The sequence below is a fragment of the Amycolatopsis sp. NPDC043887 genome (genome assembly GCF_056435665.1).
In genome coordinates, this window is record NZ_JBWKEB010000007.1 from 89,079 (window position 1) to 114,122 (window position 25,044).

Here is a 25,044-nt window from a genome sequence, read left to right on the forward strand (position 1 = left end):
GACTCGCGGTTCACGTCACCGATCGCCTGACCGCGGTGCTCTCAGCGTGCCCGCGCGAGGAGGAACTCGGTCGTGGAGTCCATCGTGGCCAGCTTGCCGTAGTCACTCTCCTCGATCCGCCTGCCGAGAGTGCCGGAAAGCCGCTCCACGAAGGTCAGGAAGTCGAGCGAGTCGAGTTCGAGTGCTTCACGAAGGCTTTCGCCGGGGTCGAGGGATTCGAGATCGGCCTCGGTGGCGAATCCTCGGAGCGCGGAACGGATCGCCGCGTGTGCCCGGTCTTGGGTGAGTGGCTGGGTCATAGCTCCTCCGGTTTCTGCAGCAAGGCTGTGACGGTCTTGAGGAAGCGGGCGCCGGTGGCGCCGTCGGTCGCGCGGTGGTCACCGGCGAGTGTCGCGGTGACGAGCGGCCGGATGCCGATGAGGTCGCCCACCGCGCAGGGCCGCGGGGTGATCGCGCCGAAGCCGACGAGCGCCACCTGCGGAGGGTGGATGACGCCGTGTACCGCTTCGACCCCGTTGTCGCCGAGATCGGTCACCGTGAGGGTGGCGGTCGTCAGCTCCTGGCCGCGCAGGGAGCCGGACCGGGTTCTGGACACGAGATCGCGGAGCCGTCGCATCGTCTCCGGCAGGGAAAGCCGGTCGGCGTCGGCGATCGCGGGGGCGATGAGCCCGCCACCCCGAAGCGCCACGGCGACACCAAGGTGCACTTCGGCCGACGGACGGAAAGCGCCGTCCTTCCAGTGACCGTTGAGTTCGGGAACCTTGACGGCGGCGAGCGCGGTGGCCTTGATCAGCAGGGCCGCCGGAACGACCCGTTCGGTGACCGGTACCGCGAGGTTGTATTCACGCAGCCAGTCGGTCGCGGCCTTCAGATCGATCGTCGCGGAGAGGTAGTAGTGCGGGATCTCGCGTTTGGAGCGGGCCATCAGGGCGGCGATCGTCTGCCGTAGTGCCACCGGATCGGCGATGTGCCGCGGTGGTTCGGCCGACGGTGTCGTGGACGCCGGTGTGATGGCGGGAAGGTCGCGCGCACGCAGGGCGCCGTCGGCGGAGCCGGGTTCGAGTGAACTCAGGTCGACACCACGTTCCCTGGCGAGCCGCCGGGCGTAAGGCGATATCTTGAGCCGCCCGCCGCCGATCTCGATCGCGCGGCGGTCCGGGCGGGCACGTTCGACGTCGGCGTGCGTGATGCGGCCGTCACGGCCGGTTCCCCGCACCGTCTCCAGATCGACACCGACCTGTGCGGCGAAGGATCGCGCCGGTGGGCTCGCCAGCTCGATCGTGGACCTTCGCGGCTGCTCCGGTATCGCGGGAACAGGCCGTTCGGGCACCGGGGCGGTCGGCGGTTCCGGTTCGATCCCGGCTTCGGCGGAGCCGATCCGGGCCAGAGGGGTGCCGACCGCCACCGAGGTGCCGGGTGGAACCAGGATCTCTTCCACCGTGCCGGAGGTGAAGCACTCCACCTCGATCGCGGCCTTGGCGGTGTCGACCACCGCGACGATGTCGCCACGGTGCACCTTTGCTCCCGGGGCCACCAGCCATTCGAGGATGGTTCCGGAATCCATGTCCGCACCGAGAGAAGGCATCAGGAAGTCGGCCATCTCAGCCCACCGCTCGCTTCGCCGCCGCCACGATGTCCACGGGCCGGGGGAGGGCCGCCTCCTCTAGCTGTTCGGCATAGGGGATCGGTACTTCGGCCGTGCAGACCCGCTCGATCGGCGCGTCCAGCTCGTAGAGCGCCTTCTCGGCGACCCGGGCGGCGATCTCCGCGGAGAGACTGCCGCTGCGCCAGCCCTCGTCGACGATCACCAGCCGATGGGTCCGGGTGACCGAGGCGAGGATGGCCGCTTCGTCGAGCGGGCGGAGGACGCGAAGGTCGAGGACTTCGGCGTCGATTCCCTGCGCGGCGAGATCGTCCGCGGCGGCCAGCGCGGTGCGCAAGGTGCCTCCGTACGCGGTGATCGTCAGGTCTTTGCCGCTGCGCCGGACCGCCGCGCGCTCGATGTCCACCGCGCCCGCGTCGTCGGCCAGTTCCTCCGAGACGTTGTACAGAGAGCCGTGTTCGAACAGCAGGACCGGATCTGGGTCGCGCAGTGCGGTGAGCAGCATTCCCCGCGCGTCCTCCAGTGACGAGGGTGTGATCACCTTGAGGCCGGGGATGTGCGCGTACCAGCCTTCGAGGCTGTGCGAATGCTGGGCCGCGAGCTGCCGCCCGGCGCCGGTCGTCATCCGGATCACGAGCGGCACGTTGAGCGCGCCACCGGACATGTGCAGCAGGGTGGCGGCGTTGTTCATGATCTGGTCCAGGGCGAGCAGGCTGAAGTTGACCGTCATGATCTCGACGATCGGCCGCAGGCCGCCGAGCGCCGCCCCGATCCCGGCGCCGACGAAGGCCGACTCGGACAACGGCGTGTCACGGATCCGGTCGGGGCCGAATTCCTCCAGTAGCCCGAGGCTCACCCCGAAGCAACCGCCGTACCGGCCGACGTCCTCGCCCATCATGAAGACCCGATCGTCTTCTTCGAGTGCCTCGCGGAGTCCCTGACGCAGAGCCTCGCGGTACGTCGTCTTCGTCATGATCGCTCCGAGTAAACGAATCGAGTCAGGTCTTCCACGGGCTCGAGCGGGCCGGCTTCGGCGGCCGCGATCGCGTCCCGGATCTCCTTGTCCACTTCGGACTCGATCGTCGCGATCTCCCGGTCGCCAAGTTCGCCTTCGTCCCGCATGAGCGTGCTCATCCGCTCGATCGGGTCGCGTCGTTTCCATTCCTGGACCTCGGATTTGTCCCGATACCGTTCCGGGTCGTACATCGAATGGGCCCGGAAGCGATAGGTGCGCAGTTCGAGGAAGCAGGGCCCGGAACCGGCTCGGATGCTTTGCAGCGCGCGCTCGGCCGCCTCGGTGACCGCGACCGCGTCCATCCCGTCGACCGCCCAGGAGGACAGGCCGTAGGACGCCGCCCTGGTGGCGAGATCGGTCTCCGCCTGCGCGCGTTCGATCGCCGTGCCCATCGCGTACAGGTTGTTCTCACAGCAGAACAGCACCGGAAGCCGCCAGAGTGCGGCCAGGTTGAGACATTCGTGGAACTCGCCTTCCGCCACGGCGCCGTCGCCGAACAGGCACACGGTGGCCTGCGGCCTGCCGCGCATCCGGTCGGCGAGCGCGAGTCCCACGGCCACCGGCAACCCGCCGGCGACGATCGCGTTGCCGCCGTAGAACCGGTGCCCGGCGTCGAACAGGTGCATCGATCCACCCCGCCCACGGCTGCATCCGTTGGTGCGCCCGTACATCTCGGCCAGCACCGCCTCCATCGGGATACCTCTCGCCAGTGCGTGACCGTGTTCCCGGTAGGTGGACACGACCGGGTCATCGGGGCCGGCGGCGTGCATGATGCCGGCGGCGACAGCCTCCTCGCCGATACAGAGATGCATGAATCCGCGGATCGCGGCCGCGCTGTACAGCTCGACGCACCGTTCTTCGAACCTCCGGATCCGGATCATCTGACGGAGCAGCTCGTGCCGTTGTTTCGCCCGTGGCGTCCGTACCGCCCGCGGCCCGTTCATCACACACCCTCCAAAGTGGACACGTCACCCTCCGGGAGACCGAGTTCGCGTGCCTTGATCAGGCGGCGCATGACCTTGCCGCTCCGGGTATGCGGAAGTCGCTGGTCGAAGACGATCGCCTTGGGCGCCACGGCACCGAGTGCCTTGCGGCCGAACGCGAGCAGTTCGAGGCGGAGGTCCTCGGTGGGTTCATGGCCAGGTTTGAGGGAGACGTAGGCCTTGACCAGCTCGCCCGCCACCGGATCGGGTGTTCCGATCACCCCGGCTTCGGCCACCGCGGGGTGGGCAAGCAGGGCGCTCTCCACCTCGAAGGGGCCGACGAGGTGCCCGGCCGATTTGATGACGTCGTCGGCCCGGCCCACGAACCAGTAGTAGCCGTCCGCGTCCCGGCGGGCGACATCGCCGGTGAGATACCAGCCGTCCGCGAACGCCTTGCCGTAACGGGCGGGATCGCCCCAGTACGAGCGGAACATCGACGGCCACCCAGGGCGGAGAGCGAGCTCCCCGTCGACTCCCGGCTCTGTGATCTCGCGGACGTGCCCGCCGATCACTTCCGCCCGTCCGTCGTCCCCACGTTCGAGCAGGCCCGCGTCGATCCCCGGCAACGGCCTGCCCATCGACCCCGGCCGGATCTCCTCGCTCGCGAAATTGGCGATCATGATCGCGCCGGTCTCGGTCTGCCACCAGTTGTCATGCACCGGCAGGTTCAGCGCTTCCTGGCCCCACACCACGACTTCCGGATTGAGTGGTTCCCCGACGCTCGCGATGAACCGCAACGCGGAAAGATCGAAGCCGCCTGCGAGCGCGCCGCCTTCGCGCATCAGCATCCGCAGCGCCGTCGGAGCGGTGTACCAGTTGGTGACGTGCTGCGAGGCGAGAACGTGATACCAGCGGCGTGCGTCGAATTCGCCTTCGTCGCTGATGATCGTGGCACCGAGGGTCAACGGAGCGATGACGCCGTAGGACATGCCGGTGACCCATCCCGGGTCGGCGGTGCACCAGAAGATGTCGTCGTCGCGAAGATCGAGCGCGTATCGCGCGGTGACGTGGTGAGCGAGGACGGCCGCGTGCACGTGCAAGGCACCCTTCGGGGTACCGGTGGTACCGCTCGTGAAATGCAGCAGGGCTGGATCTTCCGGCGCCGTGGCGCCGATCTCGTAGGTGGCACTCTGCGCGGCCATGGCCGGTTCGAGTGCGGTGGTGTCCGGTTCGGCGTCCCTTCCGGTGAGCAGCACGTGGCGCAGGGACGGGAGTTCGGCGCGCAACCGCCGGATCTTCCGTCGGTACAGCGCCGGCGAGGTCACCAGCACGGCACCCTCGCCCAGTCGCAGCCGCTGCCGGACGGGTTCTGGACCGAAAGCGGAGAACAGCGGCGACAGGACGCAACCCGCTTTGAGCGCTCCCAAGGTCGCGACGTAGAGGTCCGGGACACGGCCGAGGAGCGTGAAGACCCTTTCGCCCCGGCGCACACCGAGTCCGGCCAGGAGATTGGCGAACCGGTTCGTGCGTTCGGCGAGTTCGGCGTAGGTGAGGTCGTGGACTCTGTCGTCTCGATCCAGCCAGCGCAGGGCCGTCTTTCCGGCCATCGGCCCGGTGGCGTGCCGGTCGACCGCTTCGTACGCGATGTTCAGCCCTAGCCCGTCCGGAAGTCCGGAAAGGAGGGTTCCGGCGTCCTGCCACGAGAATTCCGCGCAGGTGCGCTCGTATCCGTCGAGGTTCGCCGCAGCGGTCGTTTTCGTGATGGGTGCCCATTTCATGACGGCCTCCGGAGGGGTTCATCGCGTCGTCCCGCAAGCGCTCCAAGCCACCTCGGGCAAGCTTCGACTTTCGTTGAGCGTCGCCGAGAAGCGAGCCCGCGACGAGGGTCGTAGGTCCCTCTCAGCCGGCCTTTTCGGCCTCGGCGCCGTCCACGGAATGTGAGCTTTGCCTTATCCCTCACTGGTCCCGGGTGCGCGCCAGATCGCGGCGTGCCATTCACCGTTCGAGGTGTAGCCGTTGCCGATCACGGTGCCTCGATCGTTGATCGCGACGGCCTCGCTCGGCAGACTGCTACCCGGCAGGGTGCCGAGGTCGGTGATCCGGCCGGCGGCGTCCCAGCGGACGGCATGGCCGCGGCCGTCGGCAAGGTGCGCGCCGCCTGCCACGGTGCCCCATCGGTTGATCGCCGCGGCGCTGCTCGGACCGCCGAAAGCGGTCAGTTCCGTGACGGTCCCGGCCCGGTCCCATCGGATGGCACGGGTCTGTTGATCGGCGCGGTCGGCGCTTCCGACGACGGTGCCCGCGTCATTGATGCCGCTCACCCGGCTACGCACGCCACCCGGCGGAGGAAGCAGCTCGGTGACGTGGCCACGACTGTCCCACCGGCGAGCGTATGGACCGGAATCCGAGTGGTAGGCATTCCCGGCACTCACCCCGTTTTCGTTGACACACAACGGAGTTCCGGTGGTGTCTCCGGGTGAAAGCGCCAGCGCGATGGTGCCGTTTCGGCTCCAGCGCACCGGACGGGTGTTCGCCGGGTCCGTATAGGAGGCGCCGACCACGACACCTTTGTCGTTGACGGCCGCCGAGTTGGCCTGAGAGTCGCCTGGGAGCGGGCCGAGATCCGTGATCCGACCGCTCCGGTCCCACATCACCGCGCGGTAGCGCCGGTCGGCGAGCCGGACACCCCCGATGACGGCGCCCTGGTCGTTGATCCCGCCCGCCCCGCTGCTGATCCCGCCCGGGAGCGTTCCGAGATCGGCCATCCGTCCGCCGGGTTCCCAGCGCACGGCGTGGCTGTCGTCGAGGTCCGCGGTATAGGAGAAACCGACGACCGTGCCGCGTTCGTTGATCGCGTTCGCCACGCTGCGGGTGGTACCGGGCAGGACGCCGAGGTCACTGATCCGGCCGCGGGAATCCCAGCGCACGGCCCGCGACGTCGCCAACACCGCGCTGTGGGAAGTCCCCGTGACCTCTCCACGGTCGTTCAAAGCCACCGTTTCGCTGTAGACGTGTCCTGGCAGGGTGCCCAGATCGACCGCGCGGGGCGCGTGGCCCAGGGCGACGGCACTCGCCTCGGCCGTCGCCATGCCCAAGACGATCAGCAGGCACAACCCTGTCGTAGTCCATTTCCAGGACGGGCGGCGGTTCATTCCGGACATCGAAGCGTCCTTCCTCTCGAAGACTTGCTTTGGTCAGGAACCTGACTCGGCCCTTGTTGAGGAGAGTTCGAACGTGTCGTCTTCGCAGGCGATGGTCGTGAGTGGCGGTTCGGGTTAGCGCCAAGGGTGTCTTGGGTACCCACCGCGGCGCGCGGGTGGCGGCTTCGCGTGTCGTCCATTCAATGCCGATTCGGGTTCGAGCCCGAATCGCCACTCACGACCACCCGCACCGATCCAGCCACGTTTGCCTTACTCTCGATATCCGATGACGTCCGGCGCGGAATCTTCGTCGAGAAGGTCGCTCGGCTCGGGTTCGAGGATGTCGCCGGCACGGTGGCGGGTGGTCAGATCGTCGACCTCACAGGTCACGCCGTCGAGCTCCTGCCACCGCTCGACCACGGCCGTCGCCTCCTCGTCCGACTCGCAGAGCTCGCGGTGCAGAAGCCTGCCGTCCTGATGGACGCGGACCTCGATAGTGAGGCCGTCTCGGAAGTCGTGATGCCAGATCTCAGTCATACCCCCACGATGAGGTAGCCGGACCACGGTGAGCCAGTGACCTATGACCCCGAGTCGAGGGCCGTTGGGACGCCCGAGCCTTCAGGGGCGTCCGGTGTCTCCGAGAGACGCGCGTGCAGCCGTTCGCGGACCTCGTCCGGGGTGTAGGCGCGCCGCCGCCGCTCCTCGCGCACGATCACCGCTCCGGTGGCGGCGACGCCGGCCAGTCCGGCCAGACCCACTACCTTCCACCAGCGCATCTACCTAGACTACCGCTGTGCCGGGAAAAGAGCTCGATCTCGACGAGGCCGTCGCCGTCGCACGCACGGGCGATCTGTGGCTCTTCCGCGGCCGGGCCGCGGCCGATCGCACCATCCGGATGGTGACGAACAGCCCGGTCAACCACGTCGGCATGGCGGTGGTGATCGAAGACCTTCCGCCGCTGTTGTGGCACGCGGAGCTGGGGCGTTCGTTACCGGATGTCTGGACGGGGGCTCGCCAGCGCGGCGCCCAACTGCACGACCTCCGCCAAGCCGTGCTCGTTTGGACCGAGCAGTACCACCAGCGGGTCTGGCTGCGCCAGCTCGATCCTCCTGTCGGCGACAAGGAGGAAGATGCCGCTCTGCGCACCATCGCCAAGCTGGACGGTACGCCGTTCCCGTCGACGGCCCGCCTCGCCACCCGCTGGCTGGGCGGCCGGCTTCCGTTCAAGAAGCGCGACACCGGAGACGCCGCGCTGGAGACCGCTTACTGCGCTGAGATAGTCGCGATCACTTATGACGCGATGGGCCTGCTGCCTCACGGGCACCGGCCGAGTTGGTACGACGCCGGGCGGTTCTGGAGTGGCGACAGGCTCAGGCTGGCCGAGGGCGCCGAATTGGGCGGCGAGATCGCCGTACGCACCCCTGCTGCCTCCGTCTCATCGGGTCCTCTGATTCCCGGCCGCGGTCACCTGCCCGGCACGGCGAGGCGGATGACCGGCCGCGGAAGATGATCGAGAAGGCCCAACGGTCGCGGATCAGGTTCGCGCTGACGTTCGCCGTGCGCGTCAGCCGGAAGGCGAGGCGGTGAGCACGAAATCTCTATCCGTCCAGCGCCGGCGTTGGCCTGAGTGGCGCTCGGAGATCACTCGGGAACAGCGCCATCGTGATGCCCGTCTGGTGGCGAAAGACGGCGAGGTCCCCTATCCGCGGCGGGCCGGTCAGGCGAGCTTTGGTGGTGGCCGGTCTCCCTATAGCGGGGTAAGTCAAGGTGGCGTGCCGGAGTTGGCGGCAGGAGCGGGACTCGCCGAAGAGACACCTTCCCGACTGTCCATAAGGGACAGTTTCTGCGAGTGTCAGTGTCCGATTTGTGCGGTTTGTGCGGGTTAGCGAGGGGGTCGTGAGTGGCGATTCGGGTTCTATAGAGGGGTAAGGCGAACGTGGCGTGCCGGAGTTGGCGGTAGGAGCGGGACTCGCCGAAGAGACACCTACCTGCCTGTCCAGAAGAGACATTTTCCGAGGTGCCAGTGTCCGAGTTAAGCGATTCGTGCAGTTTGACGAGGGGTCGTGAGTGGCAAAGAGGGTTATTGAGGGGTGAGGCAACTGTGTCGGGTGCGGTGGGCGGTCCGCTCATGGCCGCCCTTCGACACACGCCCCGGGCCATGTCGACGACGTAGCGAAGGCCTCCTTCCCTACCTTCAGGGTAGGCAAGGAGGCCTTCACCACCACCTGGGTCGATCACTTCGGCTGACGGTGCGAAAGTGGCTTCGCAACACGCCACATTTTGCCTTACCCCTTCATAACCGTCTTTGCCACTCACGACCCCGGCGGAAAGCGGACATCATGACATCAATCGGGCGCGCAATCGGCGTGAAGCGTCCCGGGTGGACACGTCACGCCGGAGTCGGCCGGCAAGTCAGTCCGGAACCCTGTTGTCCAGGGCGGCGATCTCATCACGAAGTCGGCGAAGTAGGCGAAGACGGCCCGCATGACGGGGACTCGATCACGCCACCTTTGCCTTTCCCCTCAATAGAACCCTACTTGCCACTCACGACCCCCTCGCCAAACCGGGCATATGGCCTTGAAGCAGGCGTTTCGTCGCTGGAAAGCATCCCTTGTGGACACTGAAGAGCGCGGCTGACTCCTGTCGGCCCGTTCGGAACCACGCCGCGAAGGCCGCCTCGCTGCCTTGACCCAGCGAAGGGGTCCTTCGCCGCAGAGGCTCGGTCACGCCACCTTGACTTACCGCTCAACAGAACCCTCTTCATCACTCACGACCCCGTGGGCAAGGAGGCCTTCACCACCGGATACCGCGACCAAGACGGTCGGTGCTGGTACAGGCGATCGGGATTCTGGCGAGTCCTCTCTTGGGCACCTGCCGCGTTCTTCCTGTGGCCGGGAGGTTCAGTGAGGTACATGAAGGTCCCCGCGGCAGATACCTGGAACCCTCTTGCCCCGAACCCGAATCGCCACTCACGACGTCTGCCGGATCTCCGCGAGGACCGCGTTCACGACGTCCGGGACGGCCGCCGCGACGGCCGGGCTCAGGCCGAGTCCGAACCCCACGTCGGTCACCTCCACCGCGAAGATCACCAAATGCCCGGGGAGGCGGCCCAGTGCCTCCGCGAGTTCGACGGCCTCGGGGATTCCGAAGCCGTGTGAACTCGCGACGGGGCCGTGGACGGGAAGAGTGGTCCGGTGCCAGCGACCGTCCACACCGGGCGAGCATCGGACCGCGTCGACGAGGATGACGAGGCTCGCGTACTCCCAGGTTTCCATGAGCCGCACGGTGTCCCCGTCACTGATCTCCGCGGGAACACCGCGCCGGGCGACTTCGCGAGCCACAGCCGGACCTACGCCGTCGTCACGCCGGAATTCGTTGCCGACTCCGATGACGACCGAGTTCACCGGTGCTCCCTGGTGAGATCGAGGAAATGCGCCGAGCAGGAGATGCAGGGGTCGTAGTTGCGGATCGCGCGTTCACAAAGCGAGACCAGTGCATGGTCGTCGAGTCCGGCGTGGCGACCGACCAGCCTCGCCACGTCGTGCTCGATGGCGGGCTGGTTCTGGGCGGTCGGTGGCACGATGTCCGCGCTCAGGATCCGCCCGCCCGCGTCGATTTCGTAGCTGTGGTACAGCAGGCCGCGTGGAGCTTCGGTGATCCCGTGGCCGACCGCCGCACGAGGGGACACTTCGACGAACGGCCGATCCGGCCGCTCGTAGGTTTCGATGATCCGCAAGGCCTCCTCGACGGCGTAGACGACCTCGACGGCGCGGACCACGATGCTGCGGAACGGGTTGCGGCATGAGGTTTCCAAGCCCGCGTCGGCCGCGACGCTCACGGCGAGCGGGGACAGCCGGTCGGAGTTGAGCGTGTACCGCGCGAGCGGCCCGGTCAGGAACATCCGCCCGTCCAGCCGGGCGTGCAGTGCCGTCGAATGCGGGACCTGGTGTTCCGCCACATGCTCTCCGAACTCGCTGGAGGTGAATCGGAGGCCCGTGCTGACCACCGGTTCGCCCCGATCGAGTGGATAGCCATCGGTGTCCCGCAAGGCGAGCAGGTCATGGGGTACGTCGAGGTCGGGAAAGTCGAATCCGGATACCCAGCGCACCGTCTCCAGGGCGTCGTCCAAGGCGTGTCGCAGCGTATCCGCCAGTGCACGCAACTCGGGGAACTCAGGGACCCGGTAGAAGCCGCCGACCCGGACGTTGACCGGATGGATCGCGCGTCCTCCGATCGTCTCCATGATCAGGTTTCCCGCCTTTTTGAGCGCGAGACCCCGTTCCACTGTCTCCCGGTGGGCGGCGGCCATCGCGATGCCATCCGGGAAGCCGAGGAAGTCCGGCGCGTGCAGCAGATAGATGTGCAGTGTGTGGCTGGAGATCCACTCACCGCAGTACAGCAACCGCCGCAGCGCGCGCAGTCGGTGGCCGACGTCGGCGCCGCAGGCGTCTTCGATGGCCCGGCAAGCACTCAACTGATAGGCCACCGGGCAGATTCCGCACACCCGGGCGGTGATGTCCGGTGGCTCGCGGAAGTCCCGGCCCCGGAGGAAGGCCTCGAAGAATCTCGGCGGTTCGTAAATGGCGAGTTCGACGCTCTCGACCTGGTCGCCTTTCGTCCGCACGTGAAGGGAGCCTTCGCCCTCCACCCGTGCGAGTCCCGCTACCTGCAGGATGCGATTCGCGCGATGGGTCATGACCACTCCGCCGCCGTGTTGAAGGTACTGAACACCAGGTGAAGCTCGTCGTCGCCCATTCCACTCCGGCGCAGCAACGGGACCAGCGCGGGCACGTTCGGCTGTTTCATCGGGCCGAAACAGCCGTAGCAGCCGCGGTTCACCGCCGGGCACAGGGCGCCGCAACCCGCGTGCGTCACCGGTCCGAGACAGGGAGTCCCGTGCGCGACCATCACGCAGGTCAGGCCTCGGCGTTTGCATTCGGTGCACACACTGGTGTCCGGCAGATCCGGCGCGCGCCCGGCAGCCAACGCGGTGAGAAGCTCCAGCAGTTGACCTTTGTCGATCGGGCAACCGCGGAGTTCGTAATCCACCTTGACGTGTTCCGCGATCGCCGTCGATGTCGCCAGGGTTTCGATGTAGTCCGGACGCGCGTATACCACGGAGCGGAACTCGTCGACGTCGGCGAAGTTGCGCAAGGCCTGGATCCCGCCGGCGGTGGCGCACGCACCGATCACGACCAGCACCGCGGACTGTTCGCGGATGCGCTGAATCCTCTCGGCTTCGGCGGCGGTGGTCACCGACCCTTCGACGAGGGAGATGTCGTAGGGACCCGGTTCGGAGACACTGGTCATTTCGGCGAAATGCGCGAACTTCACCTTTTCGGTCAAGGGCAGCAGTTCGTCCTCGCAGTCGAGCAGTGTCAGCTGGCAGCCGTCACACGAGGTGAACTTCCAGACCGCGATGGAGAGCATCACAACTCCTTCACCGGGAAGAGGGGTTCCGCCACCGGGTAGCCGACCACCGGCCCGTCCCGGCAGACGAGAAGCGGGCCGAGCTGGCAATGTCCGCACAGACCGGTGCCGCACTGCATGTTTCGTTCCAGGGAAACTTCGATCCGCTCGGCGGGCATGCCACGGCCGAGCAGAGATCTGGCGCAGAAGCGCATCATCGGTTCCGGCCCGCACAGGAGCGCGGTGGTGTGCGCGGGATCGATCGGATGCGTGGCGAGCGGTTCGGTGACGAAGCCGACGCGCCCGGTCCAGCCGTCCTCGCCGCGGTCGACGGTGAGTACGACTTCGGGACCATCCATATCGGACAGACGACGGAGCTCTTCCCGGTACAGAAGGTCAGCGGGTGTCCGTGCGCCGGCGATGAGGATGACGCGGCGGGAAGATCGACATGTCAAGGCCTGCCGGAGCACGGGTCGTAGCGGTGCGAGCCCGATCCCGCCTGCTACGAGGAGAAGGTCCTCGTCGTCGAGCCGCCATGCCGTGCCGAACGGGCCGCGCACACCCAGGACCGTGCCGGGCTCGGCATCGTGCAGTGCCCGGCTCACCGGGCCGACGGCGCGGATGGTGTGCACCAGCGTCCCGTCGCCGGGAATCGCGCTGACGGAGATCGGTATCTCCCCGATGCCATGGGCGTAGAGCATGGCGAACTGACCGGGGCGGAACTCCGGCAGCCGATCGCCGGCCGGGGTGAGTGTCAGTGTCGCCGAGTCGCTGGTCTCGGCGGTCCGGCCGGCCACCCGATAGGGCAGGGGGAGCCACGGGTCGGAGTTCACGTCGGGTTCCGGTACAGATCGAGGAGGCGGAGCCGGCTGGCCTGCAACCTGTTCACCAAGGTCTCGAGGAGAATCCGGGTGAGCCGGTAGCCCAGCGCCGGATCGGTCTCCATGAGTGCGCGCAGTTGCCCGGCGTCCAGTACCAACGCGCGGGTCGGGGCGACGGTCACCGCGCCGAAATGCCAGCGATACGGCGGGATCAGCCACGACCAGCCGAGCAGTTCCCCCGCACCCACGCTTTGCAGTGCCACGGGGCCGCGGTGGGGGACGTGGGTGTCCACGGCGACCTGGCCCGAGATGATCAGCCAGCACCGGTCGGCGTCGCCGCTCTCGTCGAACAGCCGCGTTCCGGGGGTGTAGTCCTCGATCCGGCCGAGGGCGGTGACCGCCCGGCGTTGTGCTTCCGACAGGCGGGCGAGCAAAGGTGTCCCGGAGTGCGGGGCGGTCATCGTGACGCACCTTCCGCGAGAGCCGCAGCCTCCTCGGTGATGTCGATTCCCGCCGGGCACCAGGCGATGCAGCGACCGCAGCCGACGCAGCCGGAAGTACCGAACTGGTCATACCAGGTACCGAGTTTGTGGCTCATCCATTGCCGGTAACGAGCGGCTCCCGAGGTCCGCACCGCCCCTCCGTGCAGCTGTGAGAAGTCGATCTCGAAACAGGACGCCCAGCGTTGCGAACGTGTCGCACCACCGTCGAGGTCAGTTGTGTCCTCTATGGACACACAAAAGCATGTCGGGCACACCATGGTGCAGTTGCCACAGGTGAGACAGCGTCCTGCGACCTCCTCCCACCGGGGGTGTTCGCGGCTGCCGGCGAGGAGGTCACGGAGATCGGTTTCCGGCATGGTCCTGCCCATCCGCCGGGCCGCCTCCGCGACGTCCGTGTCCGCCAGCGCGACATCATGTTCGTGCGCCGGACGTCGTGGCAGACGAGTGAGGACATCGGCACCCGCCGCGGTTCCGGCGACGGCGAGGAACCGGTGGCCTTCGCGATCGATCCGTTCCGTGAGCGCGAGGTCGTACCCCGCGTCGGCCGATGGCCCGCAGCCCATCGAAGCGCAGAAGCAGACAGCACCCGGTTCGGTGCACTGCGCGGCGACCACGAACGGCATCGGCCCGCCGACGATCTGGCGTAGCTTGCCGATCGCGGCCAGGTCGCAGGGCCGGACGCCGAAAAAGGCGTACTCGACGGGCTCTTCACGGACCGGTCGGAACCCGGCGGGCCCACTGGTGAGCAGGGCACGGTGGGGCGGATGCAGGAACCGCTTCCACGACTGCGGCCCGGCGGAATGGCCGAAGACCGCCGAGTCGGCACGCCGGTGCACCCGGTAATGACCGGGACCGGTCTCCACACCCCACCCGGAGGGGAGATCGGCCGCGGAGTCCAGTTCCGCCAGTGTGATCGCCTCGTCGCGGAGCACCGGGCCGATCACCTTCCGGCCGCTCGCGATCAGCGCGCCGATCAGCGCGTCGAGCCCGGCGAGATCCAGGACGGCGTCCATCGGGTTCACCTCTCAGCAGATCCTCGGAAGTTGTTCACCGATCAGGACATCGACGATCCGGGTCGCGCCGATCAGGGTGCGCGCGCTGACCCGGCCAGCCGGGCCGTCCGTCACTTCGCCGATGACGGTCGCGTCCACCCCCTCCGGCAACGCACGCATGGCCCGGAGGACGTCCCGCGCGGATTCCGGTGCGACCAGCCCGACCAGACAGCCCTCGTTCGCGACGTGCATCGGGTCGAGTCCGAGCAGTTCGCACGCCGCGGCGACCGGCCGCGGTACCGGTACGTCGGCCTCGGTGATCTCGATGCCGGCGCCGGAGGCGGAAGCGAGTTCGTTCAGCGCGCTCGCGAGCCCACCCCGGGTGGGGTCCCGGAGGGTGTGCACCCCGGTGCCGCCCGCCGCCAGCATCGCGGCGACCAGCCGGTGCAGTGGACGGCTGTCCGACGTGATCTCCGCTTCGAAACCCAGCCCTTCGCGGGCACTCAGGATCGCGGTGCCGTGCAGGCCGATCGGGCCGGAGAGGACCACCACGTCACCCGGCCTGCCCCCGGCCGCGGACGGCCGTGCGCCTTCGGGCCGGAGGCCGATTCCGGTGGTCGTGACGTAGAGCCCGTCGGCCGCATCACGGCCGACCACCTTGGTGTCCCCGGTGGCGATCTCGACTCCGGCGGCGGCCGCGGCGGCCGCCGCCGAACGGGTGATCCGCCTCAGCTCGGCGATGGGAAGACCTTCTTCGATGATGTAGGCGAGACTCAGCGCGACCGGTATGGCGCCGCGCATCGCGAGATCGTTGATCGTGCCGTGCACGGCGAGCGAACCGATGTCCCCACCGGGGAAGAAGCGCGGCGTCACGACGAATCCGTCGGTCGTGAACACGGTGTCGACGCCACCGACACCGACGACGGCGGCGTCCTCGAGCGGCTCGCCCGTGCCGAGTTCGGCGGTGATCACGTCGGTGAGCAGTTCGGTCATGAGCTGCCCACCCGAGCCGTGGCCGAGCAGTACCCGCTCGGTTTCGGCGGACGGCATCGGGCAGGCGGGACCGGCAAGGCCGGCGGGGCTGGTCATCGGAGCTCCAATCCGCGTCCGGCGTTGTGGAACGCCGCGCAGGTTCCTTCGCTCGACACCATCGGCGCGCCGAGCGGGGTCCGGGGCGTACATGCCGTTCCGTAGGCCTGGCAGTCGGTCGGCAGACGGGTGCCGCGCAGGATCTCACCCGCGATACAGGCGGGGGATTCACGGGTGACGATGTCCCCGGTGGCGAACCGCCGGTCCGCGTCGAAGTCGGCGAACGCGGGGTCGAGCGCGAGCCCGCCGGCGGGGATCTCGCCGATGCCGCGCCATTTCCGGTCGGTCACCCGGAACACCTGGGCGACGGCGTCACGAGCGGCGGTGTTGCCGGTCCGGCGCACGGCACGTACGTACTGGTTTTCCACCACCGCGCGGCCGGTTTCGAGCTGCCGCACCGCCATCAGGATGCCTTCCAGGAGATCGAGCGGTTCGAAGCCGGTCACCACGATCGGGACACCGTAGTGGTCGGCGATCGGCTCGTACTCGGTCCAGCCCATCACGGCGCAGACGTGCCCGGCGGCGAGGAAGGCCCGGACTTGGTTGTCCGGCGCCTCCAGCAGCGTCGTGATCGCGGGCGGCACGAGGACGTGGCTCACCAGGACACTGAAGTTGGTGACACCGGTCTTGGCCGCGTCCAGCACCGCCATCGCGTTGGCGGGAGCGGTCGTTTCGAATCCCACGGCGAGGAACACCACCTCGCGCTCCGGATTCTCCCGCGCGATCCGCACGGCGTCCAAAGGCGAGTAGACGACCCGGACGTCCGCACCGCGCGCCTTGAGCCCGACGAGGTCTCCGGAAGTACCGGGCACGCGGAGCATGTCGCCGTAGCTGGTGAAGATCACTTCCGGCCGGGCGGCGATGGCGAGCGCCTTGTCGATGATCTCGAGCGGTGTCACGCAGACCGGGCAGCCGGGACCATGGATCATTCGCATGCCCGCGGGGAGCAGTTCGTCGATCCCTTGCCGCACGATCGTATGCGTCTGGCCGCCGCAGACCTCCATCACCGTCCAAGGCCTGGTGGCGGTGGCGCGCAATTCACCGAGCAGCCTGCGCGCCAGCGCGGGATCCCGGTACTCGTCGAGATACTTCACGATCCCAGCTCCGTCTCGATCGCGTCCGGCATCGCGCGCAGCACTTCCAGCGTCCGTGCCGCTTCCTCTTCGTCCACGACACTGATCGCGAAACCGACGTGGACGATCACGTGATCACCGACCGCGGCTTCCGGTGTGTAGGCGAGGCAAACCGGTCTCCGCAGGCCGTCGAAGTCGACGATTCCGCCGCGAGGGAAGTCCTCCTCCACGCTCACGATCCGCCCGGGTATACCGAGACACATCGATTTACCTCCCTGCCAGCAGCGCCGCCGCGATGGCCGCTTGCCCGTAGCTGATCCCGCCGTCGTTGACCGGGACCCTGTCTCCGGTGAACACCCGGAAACCCAAGTCGGCCAAGGAGTTCGTGACAGCGCCGGTGAGCCTGCGGTTCTGGAACACGCCACCACCGAGACACACCGTGTCCGTGCCGCTGACGGCGGCGGCCTTGGTCACCAGTGCGACGGTGACCTCGGTGATCGTCGCGTGGAACCGAGCCGAGAGCTCGTTCGCCGGCCGAGCCGAGCCGATGAGTTCACGCAGTGTCGGTACGGGGTCGTAGACCCACAGGCCGTCGCGGCGGTGCAGCTTCCATGCGAGTGGCCTCCGCACCGGCTCGCCCGCGGCGGCGGCTTCGAGCAGAACGGCCGCTTCTCCTTCGTAGGTGTTCACCCCACAGAGCCCGAGCAGTGCCGCCGCAGCGTCGAACAGCCTTCCCGCGCTGGAGGTGACCGGGCAGTTCACGCCACGCTCGATCATCCGCCGGACCAGTTCGGTTTCCCGGTTCTCCGGTGGGGGCGGGAGGGAGCCGTCTCCGAAATCCTCGGCCCCGACCAGGTAGCCCAACGCCATCCGGTCCGGACGTCGCACGGCCACCTCGCCACCGGGCAGCGGGGCGTGGCCGAACCGGGCGAACCGCCGGTAGCCGGTGTAGGACGCCAGCAGGATCTCGCCGCCCCACAAGGTCCCGTCATCGCCGAAACCCAGCCCGTCGTACGCGACCCCGATGAACGTCCCTCGAACTCCGTGTTCGGCGGCCGTCGCGGCGACGTGGGCGTGATGGTGCTGCACCGGAATGCGCCGATCGGCGGGCCAGTTCCCCGCGTGAACGGTCGACCGGTAGCGAGGATGCTTGTCGTGGGCGCAGAACTCCGGCATCACGTTCATCCACCGGCACAGTCCGCGGGCCGTGTCTTCGAAGACTTCGAAGGCGGGGACGGTGGAGAGGTCACCTATGTGCGGGCCCTGCACGGCGTGCTCACCGGTCGCCAGCGTGACCGTGTTCTTCAGCTGCGCCCCCAAGGCCAGCACTGTCTCTGGCGAGGCGACAGGTAGGGGCAAGGGTTCCGGCGCGTATCCGCGGGCGCGTCGCACGACGCGTCCCGCGCGGACCACGGAGTCGTCATAGCGGGAGAGGATCGGCCGGTCGTGCGTGAGGATGCCGTCGACCAACGATCCGAGTCCGGACCGGACCTGCTCATCGGAGATCACGATCGGTTCACCGGCGCGGTTCCCGCTGGTCATCACCAATGGGCGGCCGAGGTCACGCAGGAGAAGGTGATGCAGTGGGCTGTTCGGAAGGAACAGGCCGATCTCGGGAAGGCGTGGTGCCACCACACCGGACACCGCGATGTCGGGGCGTGCCGTGAGGAGCACGATAGGGCGGGCCGGCGATTCGAGCAGGCGAGCCGCTTCCTTGTCCACAAAGGACAGCAGGGCCGCTTCGCGAAGATCGCGCACCATTACCGCGAACGGCTTTCCCGGCCGTTCCTTGACGGTCCGCAGCCTGTCGACCGAGAGGTCGTTTCCCGCGTCACACACCAGCTGGTAGCCGCCGATTCCCTTGATCGCCACTACGCCGCCGTTCCCGATCGTCTCGATCGCCGCTGCGAGCGCCGCGGGCCCGGTGGTGTTCGCCCAGGACAGGGCCGGCCCGCAGTCCGGGCAGGCGATGGGTTCGGCGTGGAATCGGCGATCGCCGGGGTCGTGATACTCCGTGGTGCAGGCGCCGCACATCGGGAACCGGCTCATCGTCGTCCGGACCCGGTCGTACGGAAGCTCCTCGACGATCGTCGCCCGTGGGCCGCATGCCGAACAGTTGACGAACGGGTACCGGTAGCGCCGATCGGCCGGATCGAACAGTTCCGTCAGGCAGGCGGGACAGGTGGCCAGATCCGGAGAGATCGCGCGGGTTCCCACACCGGCAGCACTGTCTCCGACCGCGAAGCTGTTCTCGTACGGTCTGGCGGCCAGCGGGGTGACGGTGACGCGTTCGACCCTCGCAGGAGCCGGCGCACCTTCGAGCACGTCACGGTGGAACGCCGCGAGCACCTCCGGTCGCCCGGACGCGGTGATCACCACATGGCCGCCGACATTCCGCACTTCGCCGCCGATGCCCAGCGTCGTCGCGACGCGATGGACATGCGGGCGGAAGCCGACGCCTTGGACGGTGCCGTGCACTTCGATACGGTGCGTCACGTGTGCGCCGGTCGCCATGGCACCTCCACCGTCGGGTCCGATCCATGATCAGCGAGGCCGAGGTGGGGCGAGGAGGGCTGAACGTCCCGGGCGGAGCGGCCCAAGGACCTCTCTTGACGGATCGAGCAAGGCCGCGGCACCCGTCGGTGTGGTGATCGGTGTTGGCCCGGATGGATGGCCCGCGCCCCGATCGGCTCAGCCGATCGTGACCTCCGTCCGTCAGCCGGTCGGGTCGTTGTCCGGCGGTCAGCGTCAGGCGGTCGCGATCGCCAAGGCCGTGCTGTGGCCTCGAAGCCGGTGATCATGGACGAGCCGACCGCGGCATTGGGAGTCCAGCAGACCGAGGTCGTCCTGCGGCTGATCCGGCGGCCGGCCGAGCGGGGCTTGGGCGTGGTCGTGGTGTCCCACAACTTGAACGACGTCTTCGAAGTGGCCGACCGTGTCGCGGTGCTGTACCTGGGCAGGATGGCGGGGGTTCACCGAACCCGCGAGCTGACCAAGGAAGCGGTCGTCGAACTGATGACCGCCGGCTTCTCGGATCGGCTCCGGACGCCTTGAGTACACGCCGTCAGGTGACGAAGTACTGCACCTAAAAACGAAAGTCGACGGCCCGAGACGGCACCGACGCTCTCGTCGATGAGGCTGGAGGTCCCAGGGAGCCGGGACTGTCGCCCCTCGTGGTCCGAACGCGGTGAGAGAACGCTGAGAACCGCACATTTCGAGGGAAGACCCCGGAGGTCGACGATGAACATCCCATCACGTTTCCTGCGAGTCTGGCGGATCGTTCATCCCGGTCACGAGCCGCTGGCCAGGCCGGTGGACCGGCTGGAGGGACTGATCCTGGTGTTCGCGGTGCTCGTCGCGACGGCGGGGCTGCCTTTCGCCGCGGCCGCGGGTTCGGCGGTGTTCGCGGCCGGAAAAGACAGGTCGGCGGCGGAAACCGCCGTCCGGAACCGTGCCGAAGCGGTACTGATCGAGGACGGGGCGCCGGTCGTCATAGCGGTTCGGTCCGGGGGCACCGCGGACACCACGCCCGTGATGGCGCGCTGGATGCTTCCCGATGGTTCCTTCCGAGCCGGGAAGGTGCCCGCGACGCGAGGGATGACGGCGGGCGCCCGGGTACAGGTGTGGCTCGGCGAGGGTGGCGAGCCGGTCGAGGCACCGCTGACCCGATCGAACGCGGCCTTCCGCGGCTTCGGAGCCGGTTTGGGTCTGTGGGCGGCGGTTCTGATCCTCAGCTGGCTGGGGTACCGAGTCAGCCGGTTCTTCCTCGACCGGGCGCGCACCGATGGGTGGGAACGCGAATGGAAGACGGTGTCCCGGCGGTGGAGCCATTCATGAGCGAGCCGCGAAATTCGCCGGTCCTCGTCGGCGTCGACGGTTCGCCGGCCGGTGAGGCCGCGGCCCGCTGGGCTGCCCGCGAGGCGGCCTATCGGGCCGTACCCCTCGAGTTGCTCCACGTCTTCACCCCCTCCGTCGGCGATGGACCGACCCGCGAGGCTGGGATGAACTGCCTGATCCGGGCAGAAGCCATAGCGCGGCAAACCGTGCCCGGGCAGCCATCAGCGCGCGTGCTCCAGCCCGGCGACGCCGTGGAGAAGCTCATCGAGCGGTCGGGTTCGGTGGCGGTCATCGCGGTCGGGGCCTGGGGATTCGGCCGTGGCGCGAATCCCTTTCTCGGTGGGGTCGCCCGCGCAGTGGTGGCCCGGAGCAAGGCGCCGGTGGTCGTGGTGCGGGGTCAGCCGCCCGACACCGGACCGGTGGTCGTCGGTGTGGACGATTCACCGGACGGAGCGGCCGCCCTGCGTTTCGCGTATGCGGCGGCCGCCGTCCGCGCTTGCCCGCTGGTCGCGGTCCGGGTGTGGTACGACCGTGAGGACGAAGCCGTCAGCGCCCGGATGCTGGCCGAAAGCGTCAAGAACCTGCGGTGGGCAAGGTCCGGCGCCATCGTCCGGCCGCGGCTGGTCCGCGAACGCCATCGCGCGGACGGGATACTGTCCGCGTCGGCCGGCCCGCGGCTGATCGTCGTCGGGTCGCGCCGGAGGCGAATGCGTGGCAGACCCATACTGGGGATCACCACACACGCGATTCTCGATCGGGCTCGGTGCCCGGTCGCGGTGGTCCCAGCCCTCGACCGATCCCGGCAGCCTTCGTCAAGCGTGCCCTGAGGCAGGCGGCGGCTCGCTCGGGTGTCGTCGTCACCACCGGTATCCCGGTGGCGGATTCCAGGCCGGCGGGCACGGTCCGCCTGGGCAGGACGTGGATAGACCAGGTCAGGAAGGGTGCCTGTTCCCAGCCGGTCGGTGCCGTGTCGACGACGATGTTGTACGCGAGATCGGCGATTTCCTCGCCAAGGGCGCCGAGAACGAGACGCAACGTGTGCGCGATTTCCCGTAGTTCGGACCTCGGCACCATGGCGAAGTCGGCACGGGCTTGCCTGGGGACCAAACGCAGTTCGTAGGCCGCGGTGGGCGCGAAAGGGGCGAAAACGACGGTGTTCTCCGCGCTGTGGACGATTCTTTCGGCCACGGCGAACTCCTCGGCGAGCTCGTCCGAGGCGAAGGGCCGTCCGAACCGCCGATGGTGTTCGCGGAACGCTTCGAGCCTGCGGCGGGTGCCGGGGGCGAGCACCGGGAGCCCGGCGAGCTGCGAATGCGGATGAGGCAGCGAGGTCCCCGCCGCCCTGCCGTGATTGCGAAAGATCACGACCTGGGCGGCGTAACCGCGAAGGGCGATGTGCCGTTGTTGCCAGGTGAAAAGCACGTCGGTCAGCTCCGCGTCGCTCCCGGTCACAGGATCCCAATCGTGACGAGGGGATTCGATGATCACCTCATGCCGATCGGACAGCGCGTAGCGGTTGGGGACGGCGCGGACGCGCCAGCCGACACCGTCGGCCGCCGGGAGGCGCCAGCGCTCCGGCGGGGTGTCCTCGCCTGGGCCGGGGCAGAACGGGCATCCATCCCTGTCACCGTGCGGCCGGGCGGCCCGGCCAGGCGCGAGGATCGTCCAATCGCCGGTGAGTCGTTGCTGACGCAGTTCTCCACCATGCCATCGCTGGGTCGTCATCACGGGACCCCTGCTTCGGTTCGAGCGAAGATCTCCTGACACCGGTGTGAGCAGAACCGGAAGGTCTGGCCGCCGAGGTTGGTCTCCAGCCCCGGTTCGGCGGTATAGGTGGCCATCCCGCACACCGGGTCCCGGTGGTCTCCTGTCGTGGTCAGCTCGGCGGCGCCGCGCCCGGCGGCCACGTCGTCCATGAGGGTCAGTTCGTCGAGGAGCAGACGCGGCAGCAGGAAGTGTTTCCGGACCCTTTCGTGGCCTGCCGCGCCGAGTGCCGCCGCCCTGGCCGGATCGGTGAGCAGGGCACTCAGCGCGTCGGCGCATTCGGTCACGGAGTCGACCAGTATTCCGCCCGAGTCATCGGCGACCTGCAACGGGATCCCTCCCGCCGCGCCCGCCACGATGGGTGTCCCTTTCCAGAGCGCTTCCGACACGACGAGACCGAAGCCTTCACGGATCGACTTCTGCACCATGACGGTCGACATCCGCTGGAAGGCGTTGACCTCGATGTTGCCCACACCGGTGAGGTTGGTGAACACGTGAATGTCCGGATCTCCCTCGCTCTCGGCTGTGATGGCGCGATAGACCGCCCAGGCCTCCGGATCATCCAGTGCCATCGAGCCGACCAGTGCCAGCTGAACGTCCGGCACCGTCCGCCGGACGGTCCTGAAGGCCGCGATCACGCCGAGGGGGTCCTTCCACGGGTCGAAGCGGGATACCTGGGTGACGAGCGGGCGGTCTGGTTCGATCCCGATCCAGTTGAGGACCGCCCGCGTCGTGCGGTCGTCGAGCGACATGTTCTTCGGGCTCAGCGGGTCTATCGCGGGCGGGATGATGTTGACGCCCGTCCGGTCGAGGTCCGGCGGGGCGAACTGGGCCATGGTGAACACGGTCGCGTCGTACGGTGTGAGGAAGGGCCGGAGATAGGACCACGCGGCCGGGTCGGGGGCGGAGGTGTCGATGTGGCAGCGCCAGATCCACTTCGCCGATCCATGGTCCACAAAGGACAGAATTGCGGACGGCTGCGGATCGTGCACGAAAACGAAGTCGTAGCCGGGGAACTGAGGATCGGCGGCGAGCTCCGCGGCGTTGTCCGCCGCGGTCTGTTCGTAGAGCGCGCGATCGGCTTCGGTGATCGGCTCGTCATCCGCGCCCTGCAGCGCGTTGTGCAGCTTCTTGGTGACGGTGAAGAACGGAGGCCTGCCACTGATGATTTTCCAGGTGGCGTCGATTCCGAGATCGTTGTAGAGCGGGATCGTCGAGCGCAGCAGCTCGGAAACACCACCGCCGTACGGCGTCGCGCTCAAATGCAGCACCCGCGCGCCGCGGAGCCTGTTCGTGACCTCCGCGAGCGGTTCCATGATCTGGTCGGGCACCACGGTCCGGTAAGCGGATATGGACAGTTCACCGACGTCGACCGTCTGAAGCATCGTCACACCCGCTCGGCGGGCCGGGCACCGGGGTCGAGTGGTCTTCTGCCGTAGGTGAGGTAGGCGATCGGCCCAATGAAGTTGATCGCGATGATGAGGGCCCATGCCTTCTTGGTACCCCGGATCTCGATGGCGGGCCGCATCGCCAGATCGGTCCACGCCACCGCGGCGAGGGTCAGCTGCACCCCGGTGAGGAAGCCCAGTACCGCGGACGGAGGCTTGTGGCGTTCGGTTTCCTCGTCGTGGTTCATCATCCGCTCCCGTCGGTCGTTCGCCGTCCGTCGAGCATCTCCGATCGGCGTCCCCGGCGGGAGGGACGGAGGTCCCGACGTCGGCTCTGTTCGGCCTCGGTGGAATCGGCCTGGCAGCGGTCCGCCTCGACCGCTGAATTCGTCGCTCTGGTGCCGAAGGTCCCGGCGAGCGGGGACGAACGGCGGGCGCGACCAGTCCCGTGTGCTGGAAGCGTGGTCGGTGAATCCGCCCGTCCGACCGGAGGTGCACCATGCCGACCCGACCCGTACTGCGAGAACTCGGCCTCAACACAGGGAAGAAGGCCAGGCTGCGCCGTATCCTGTTCCGGCACGGGCTGTGCAACGGGACCGCGTTCTTCCTGCCGTACGACCAAGGCCTCGAGCACGGGCCGCGTGACTTCTTCGCGAACCCGGCGGCGAGCGACCCTCGCTTCATCGTCAAACTCGCCGTCGAAGGCGGGTTCAACGGGATCGTCACGCAGATCGGGCTCGCCGAGAAGTTCTACTGGGACTACGCGGGTGAGGTCCCGCTGGTGCTGAAGCTCAACGGCAAGACCGATATCCCGGCCGACGAGCGGGCGCTCTCCCCGGTCAACGCGACGGTGGAGGACGCCGTGCGGCTCGGCGCGGACGCCGTCGGTTACACCTTGTATGTCGGGACTCCCGCGCAGGAGGCGGATTTCGAGCAGTACCGGCGTGTCCGGGAGGATGCTCACCGCCTCGGCATGCCGCTGATCGTCTGGGCATACCCGCGCGGTGCCGCCATCGAGGCCAAAGGCGGCAAGGATTCCTTCTACGCCGTCGACTACGCGGCTCGGACGGCTTCCGAGCTCGGCGCGGACGTGGTGAAGGTGAACTTTCCGCATCCGGAGAAGCGTGCGGCGGTGCCGTCGTCCTATGACGAGGAGTTCACCACTCAGCAGGCCATCGACGCCGTCGTGCGGTCCGCCAACAGGACGCTGGTGCTGGTCTCCGGCGGAGCGAAGCTGGGCGACGAAGCCATGTTGGAGAAGGCGCACGAGTCGATGGACGCCGGCGCCACCGGACTGATCTTCGGCCGCAACGTCTGGCAGCGAGAACATGACGAATCCCTGCGGTTCGTCGCCGCGCTTCGTGAGATCCTGGCCAAGTACCCCGGAGAAAGCGAGTGATCGCACCCGGTCGGTTCCGCTTGCGTGCCCTCCGAGGCTTGACGAAGAGCTGAAGGCATTCGGCGCCGGTTTTCCGGCCCGGCGGCAG

At 68.2% G+C, this 25,044-nt stretch carries 25 protein-coding genes and 1 pseudogene; 5 read left to right on the forward strand and 21 right to left on the reverse strand.

Annotated features, from left to right (window positions below; genetic code table 11):
- Window positions 1-41 precede the first annotated feature (41 nt).
- The 8 genes from AC069H_RS19675 to AC069H_RS19710 form a co-directional block, all read right to left on the reverse strand.
- Complete coding sequence (locus AC069H_RS19675) at window positions 42-299, reverse strand: acyl carrier protein (protein ID WP_478224519.1); 258 nt, start codon at window positions 297-299, stop codon at window positions 42-44.
- On the reverse strand, window positions 296-1,600 hold the full coding sequence (locus AC069H_RS19680; protein WP_478233323.1) for a 2-oxo acid dehydrogenase subunit E2: 1,305 nt from the start codon (window positions 1,598-1,600) through the stop codon (window positions 296-298). Before AC069H_RS19680 ends, AC069H_RS19675 begins: the two co-directional genes overlap by 4 nt.
- Window position 1,601: 1 nt before the next feature.
- Complete coding sequence (locus tag AC069H_RS19685; RefSeq protein ID WP_478233324.1) at window positions 1,602-2,576, reverse strand: alpha-ketoacid dehydrogenase subunit beta; 975 nt, start codon at window positions 2,574-2,576, stop codon at window positions 1,602-1,604.
- Window positions 2,573-3,562: a pyruvate dehydrogenase (acetyl-transferring) E1 component subunit alpha gene (gene pdhA, locus AC069H_RS19690; RefSeq protein WP_478233325.1), complete on the reverse strand. Its 990-nt coding sequence runs from the start codon at window positions 3,560-3,562 to the stop codon at window positions 2,573-2,575. The genes AC069H_RS19685 and pdhA overlap by 4 nt, the downstream gene beginning before the upstream one ends.
- A complete protein-coding gene (gene acsA, locus AC069H_RS19695; protein WP_478233326.1) occupies window positions 3,562-5,319 on the reverse strand; it encodes an acetate--CoA ligase in 1,758 nt (585 codons plus the stop codon). Before acsA ends, pdhA begins: the two co-directional genes overlap by 1 nt.
- 171 nt (window positions 5,320-5,490) lie before the next feature.
- Window positions 5,491-6,702 (reverse strand): hypothetical protein, encoded by a 1,212-nt coding sequence (locus AC069H_RS19700; protein ID WP_478233327.1) that lies wholly within the window; start codon window positions 6,700-6,702, stop codon window positions 5,491-5,493.
- Between the two features lie 249 nt (window positions 6,703-6,951).
- Window positions 6,952-7,218, reverse strand: coding sequence for a hypothetical protein (locus tag AC069H_RS19705; RefSeq protein WP_340681401.1), 267 nt, complete (start codon window positions 7,216-7,218; stop codon window positions 6,952-6,954).
- Between the two features lie 41 nt (window positions 7,219-7,259).
- Window positions 7,260-7,457: a hypothetical protein gene (locus AC069H_RS19710; RefSeq protein WP_340681402.1), complete on the reverse strand. Its 198-nt coding sequence runs from the start codon at window positions 7,455-7,457 to the stop codon at window positions 7,260-7,262.
- Window positions 7,458-7,474: 17 nt separating this feature from the next.
- Between AC069H_RS19710 and AC069H_RS19715 the strand changes: the two genes are divergently transcribed.
- Window positions 7,475-8,191, forward strand: coding sequence for a hypothetical protein (locus tag AC069H_RS19715; protein ID WP_478233328.1), 717 nt, complete (start codon window positions 7,475-7,477; stop codon window positions 8,189-8,191).
- A gap of 1,459 nt (window positions 8,192-9,650) precedes the next feature.
- Here the strand turns inward: AC069H_RS19715 and AC069H_RS19720 are convergent.
- From AC069H_RS19720 to hypF, 10 genes are read right to left on the reverse strand one after another with little or no spacing between them, the layout of a single operon-like run.
- The gene (locus tag AC069H_RS19720; RefSeq protein WP_478224512.1) at window positions 9,651-10,085 is read right to left on the reverse strand and encodes a hydrogenase maturation protease; all 435 of its coding nucleotides are present in this window, start codon (window positions 10,083-10,085) and stop codon (window positions 9,651-9,653) included.
- Window positions 10,082-11,377, reverse strand: coding sequence for a Ni/Fe hydrogenase subunit alpha (locus AC069H_RS19725; RefSeq protein WP_478233329.1), 1,296 nt, complete (start codon window positions 11,375-11,377; stop codon window positions 10,082-10,084). The genes AC069H_RS19720 and AC069H_RS19725 overlap by 4 nt, the downstream gene beginning before the upstream one ends.
- Window positions 11,374-12,111: an NADH-quinone oxidoreductase subunit B family protein gene (locus tag AC069H_RS19730; RefSeq protein WP_478224510.1), complete on the reverse strand. Its 738-nt coding sequence runs from the start codon at window positions 12,109-12,111 to the stop codon at window positions 11,374-11,376. Before AC069H_RS19730 ends, AC069H_RS19725 begins: the two co-directional genes overlap by 4 nt.
- Complete coding sequence (locus AC069H_RS19735) at window positions 12,111-12,923, reverse strand: FAD/NAD(P)-binding protein (protein WP_478233330.1); 813 nt, start codon at window positions 12,921-12,923, stop codon at window positions 12,111-12,113. Before AC069H_RS19735 ends, AC069H_RS19730 begins: the two co-directional genes overlap by 1 nt.
- Entirely contained in the window at window positions 12,920-13,372 is a 453-nt protein-coding gene (locus AC069H_RS19740) for a cyclic nucleotide-binding domain-containing protein (RefSeq protein ID WP_478233331.1), read from the reverse strand. The genes AC069H_RS19735 and AC069H_RS19740 overlap by 4 nt, the downstream gene beginning before the upstream one ends.
- Window positions 13,369-14,427, reverse strand: a complete 1,059-nt coding sequence (locus tag AC069H_RS19745) for a 4Fe-4S dicluster domain-containing protein (RefSeq protein ID WP_478233332.1) — start codon at window positions 14,425-14,427, stop codon at window positions 13,369-13,371. The genes AC069H_RS19740 and AC069H_RS19745 overlap by 4 nt, the downstream gene beginning before the upstream one ends.
- A 12-nt stretch (window positions 14,428-14,439) precedes the next feature.
- Entirely contained in the window at window positions 14,440-15,495 is a 1,056-nt protein-coding gene (hypE, locus tag AC069H_RS19750; RefSeq protein ID WP_478233333.1) for a hydrogenase expression/formation protein HypE, read from the reverse strand.
- Window positions 15,492-16,589: a hydrogenase formation protein HypD gene (gene hypD / locus AC069H_RS19755; protein WP_478233334.1), complete on the reverse strand. Its 1,098-nt coding sequence runs from the start codon at window positions 16,587-16,589 to the stop codon at window positions 15,492-15,494. Before hypD ends, hypE begins: the two co-directional genes overlap by 4 nt.
- The gene (locus AC069H_RS19760; protein WP_478224504.1) at window positions 16,586-16,831 is read right to left on the reverse strand and encodes a HypC/HybG/HupF family hydrogenase formation chaperone; all 246 of its coding nucleotides are present in this window, start codon (window positions 16,829-16,831) and stop codon (window positions 16,586-16,588) included. Before AC069H_RS19760 ends, hypD begins: the two co-directional genes overlap by 4 nt.
- A 4-nt stretch (window positions 16,832-16,835) precedes the next feature.
- Window positions 16,836-19,082 carry a carbamoyltransferase HypF gene (gene hypF, locus AC069H_RS19765; protein WP_478233335.1) on the reverse strand — a complete coding sequence of 749 codons (2,247 nt, stop codon included), beginning with the start codon at window positions 19,080-19,082 and terminating at the stop codon, window positions 16,836-16,838.
- Between the two features lie 187 nt (window positions 19,083-19,269).
- Here hypF and AC069H_RS19770 point away from each other — a divergent pair.
- From AC069H_RS19770 to AC069H_RS19780, 3 genes and pseudogenes are all read left to right on the forward strand, one after another.
- Window positions 19,270-19,622 (forward strand): annotated as a pseudogene (locus AC069H_RS19770) (ATP-binding cassette domain-containing protein); the annotation flags it as partial.
- 186 nt (window positions 19,623-19,808) lie between these two features.
- Entirely contained in the window at window positions 19,809-20,405 is a 597-nt protein-coding gene (locus AC069H_RS19775) for an Rv1733c family protein (protein ID WP_478233336.1), read from the forward strand.
- Window positions 20,402-21,232 carry a universal stress protein gene (locus AC069H_RS19780; protein WP_478233337.1) on the forward strand — a complete coding sequence of 277 codons (831 nt, stop codon included), beginning with the start codon at window positions 20,402-20,404 and terminating at the stop codon, window positions 21,230-21,232. Before AC069H_RS19775 ends, AC069H_RS19780 begins: the two co-directional genes overlap by 4 nt.
- On the opposite strand, the gene AC069H_RS19785 is transcribed toward AC069H_RS19780, so the two are convergent.
- From AC069H_RS19785 to AC069H_RS19795, 3 genes are read right to left on the reverse strand one after another with little or no spacing between them, the layout of a single operon-like run.
- Window positions 21,138-22,130, reverse strand: a complete 993-nt coding sequence (locus AC069H_RS19785) for a galactose-1-phosphate uridylyltransferase (protein ID WP_478233338.1) — start codon at window positions 22,128-22,130, stop codon at window positions 21,138-21,140. The genes AC069H_RS19780 and AC069H_RS19785 overlap by 95 nt on opposite strands.
- Entirely contained in the window at window positions 22,130-23,554 is a 1,425-nt protein-coding gene (locus AC069H_RS19790; protein ID WP_478224499.1) for a glycosyltransferase, read from the reverse strand. Before AC069H_RS19790 ends, AC069H_RS19785 begins: the two co-directional genes overlap by 1 nt.
- A 2-nt stretch (window positions 23,555-23,556) precedes the next feature.
- Window positions 23,557-23,808, reverse strand: coding sequence for a PLDc N-terminal domain-containing protein (locus AC069H_RS19795; protein WP_478233339.1), 252 nt, complete (start codon window positions 23,806-23,808; stop codon window positions 23,557-23,559).
- A gap of 248 nt (window positions 23,809-24,056) precedes the next feature.
- Between AC069H_RS19795 and AC069H_RS19800 the strand changes: the two genes are divergently transcribed.
- Window positions 24,057-24,956 (forward strand): class I fructose-bisphosphate aldolase, encoded by a 900-nt coding sequence (locus AC069H_RS19800; RefSeq protein ID WP_478233340.1) that lies wholly within the window; start codon window positions 24,057-24,059, stop codon window positions 24,954-24,956.
- The last annotated feature ends 88 nt before the right edge of the window (window positions 24,957-25,044 follow it).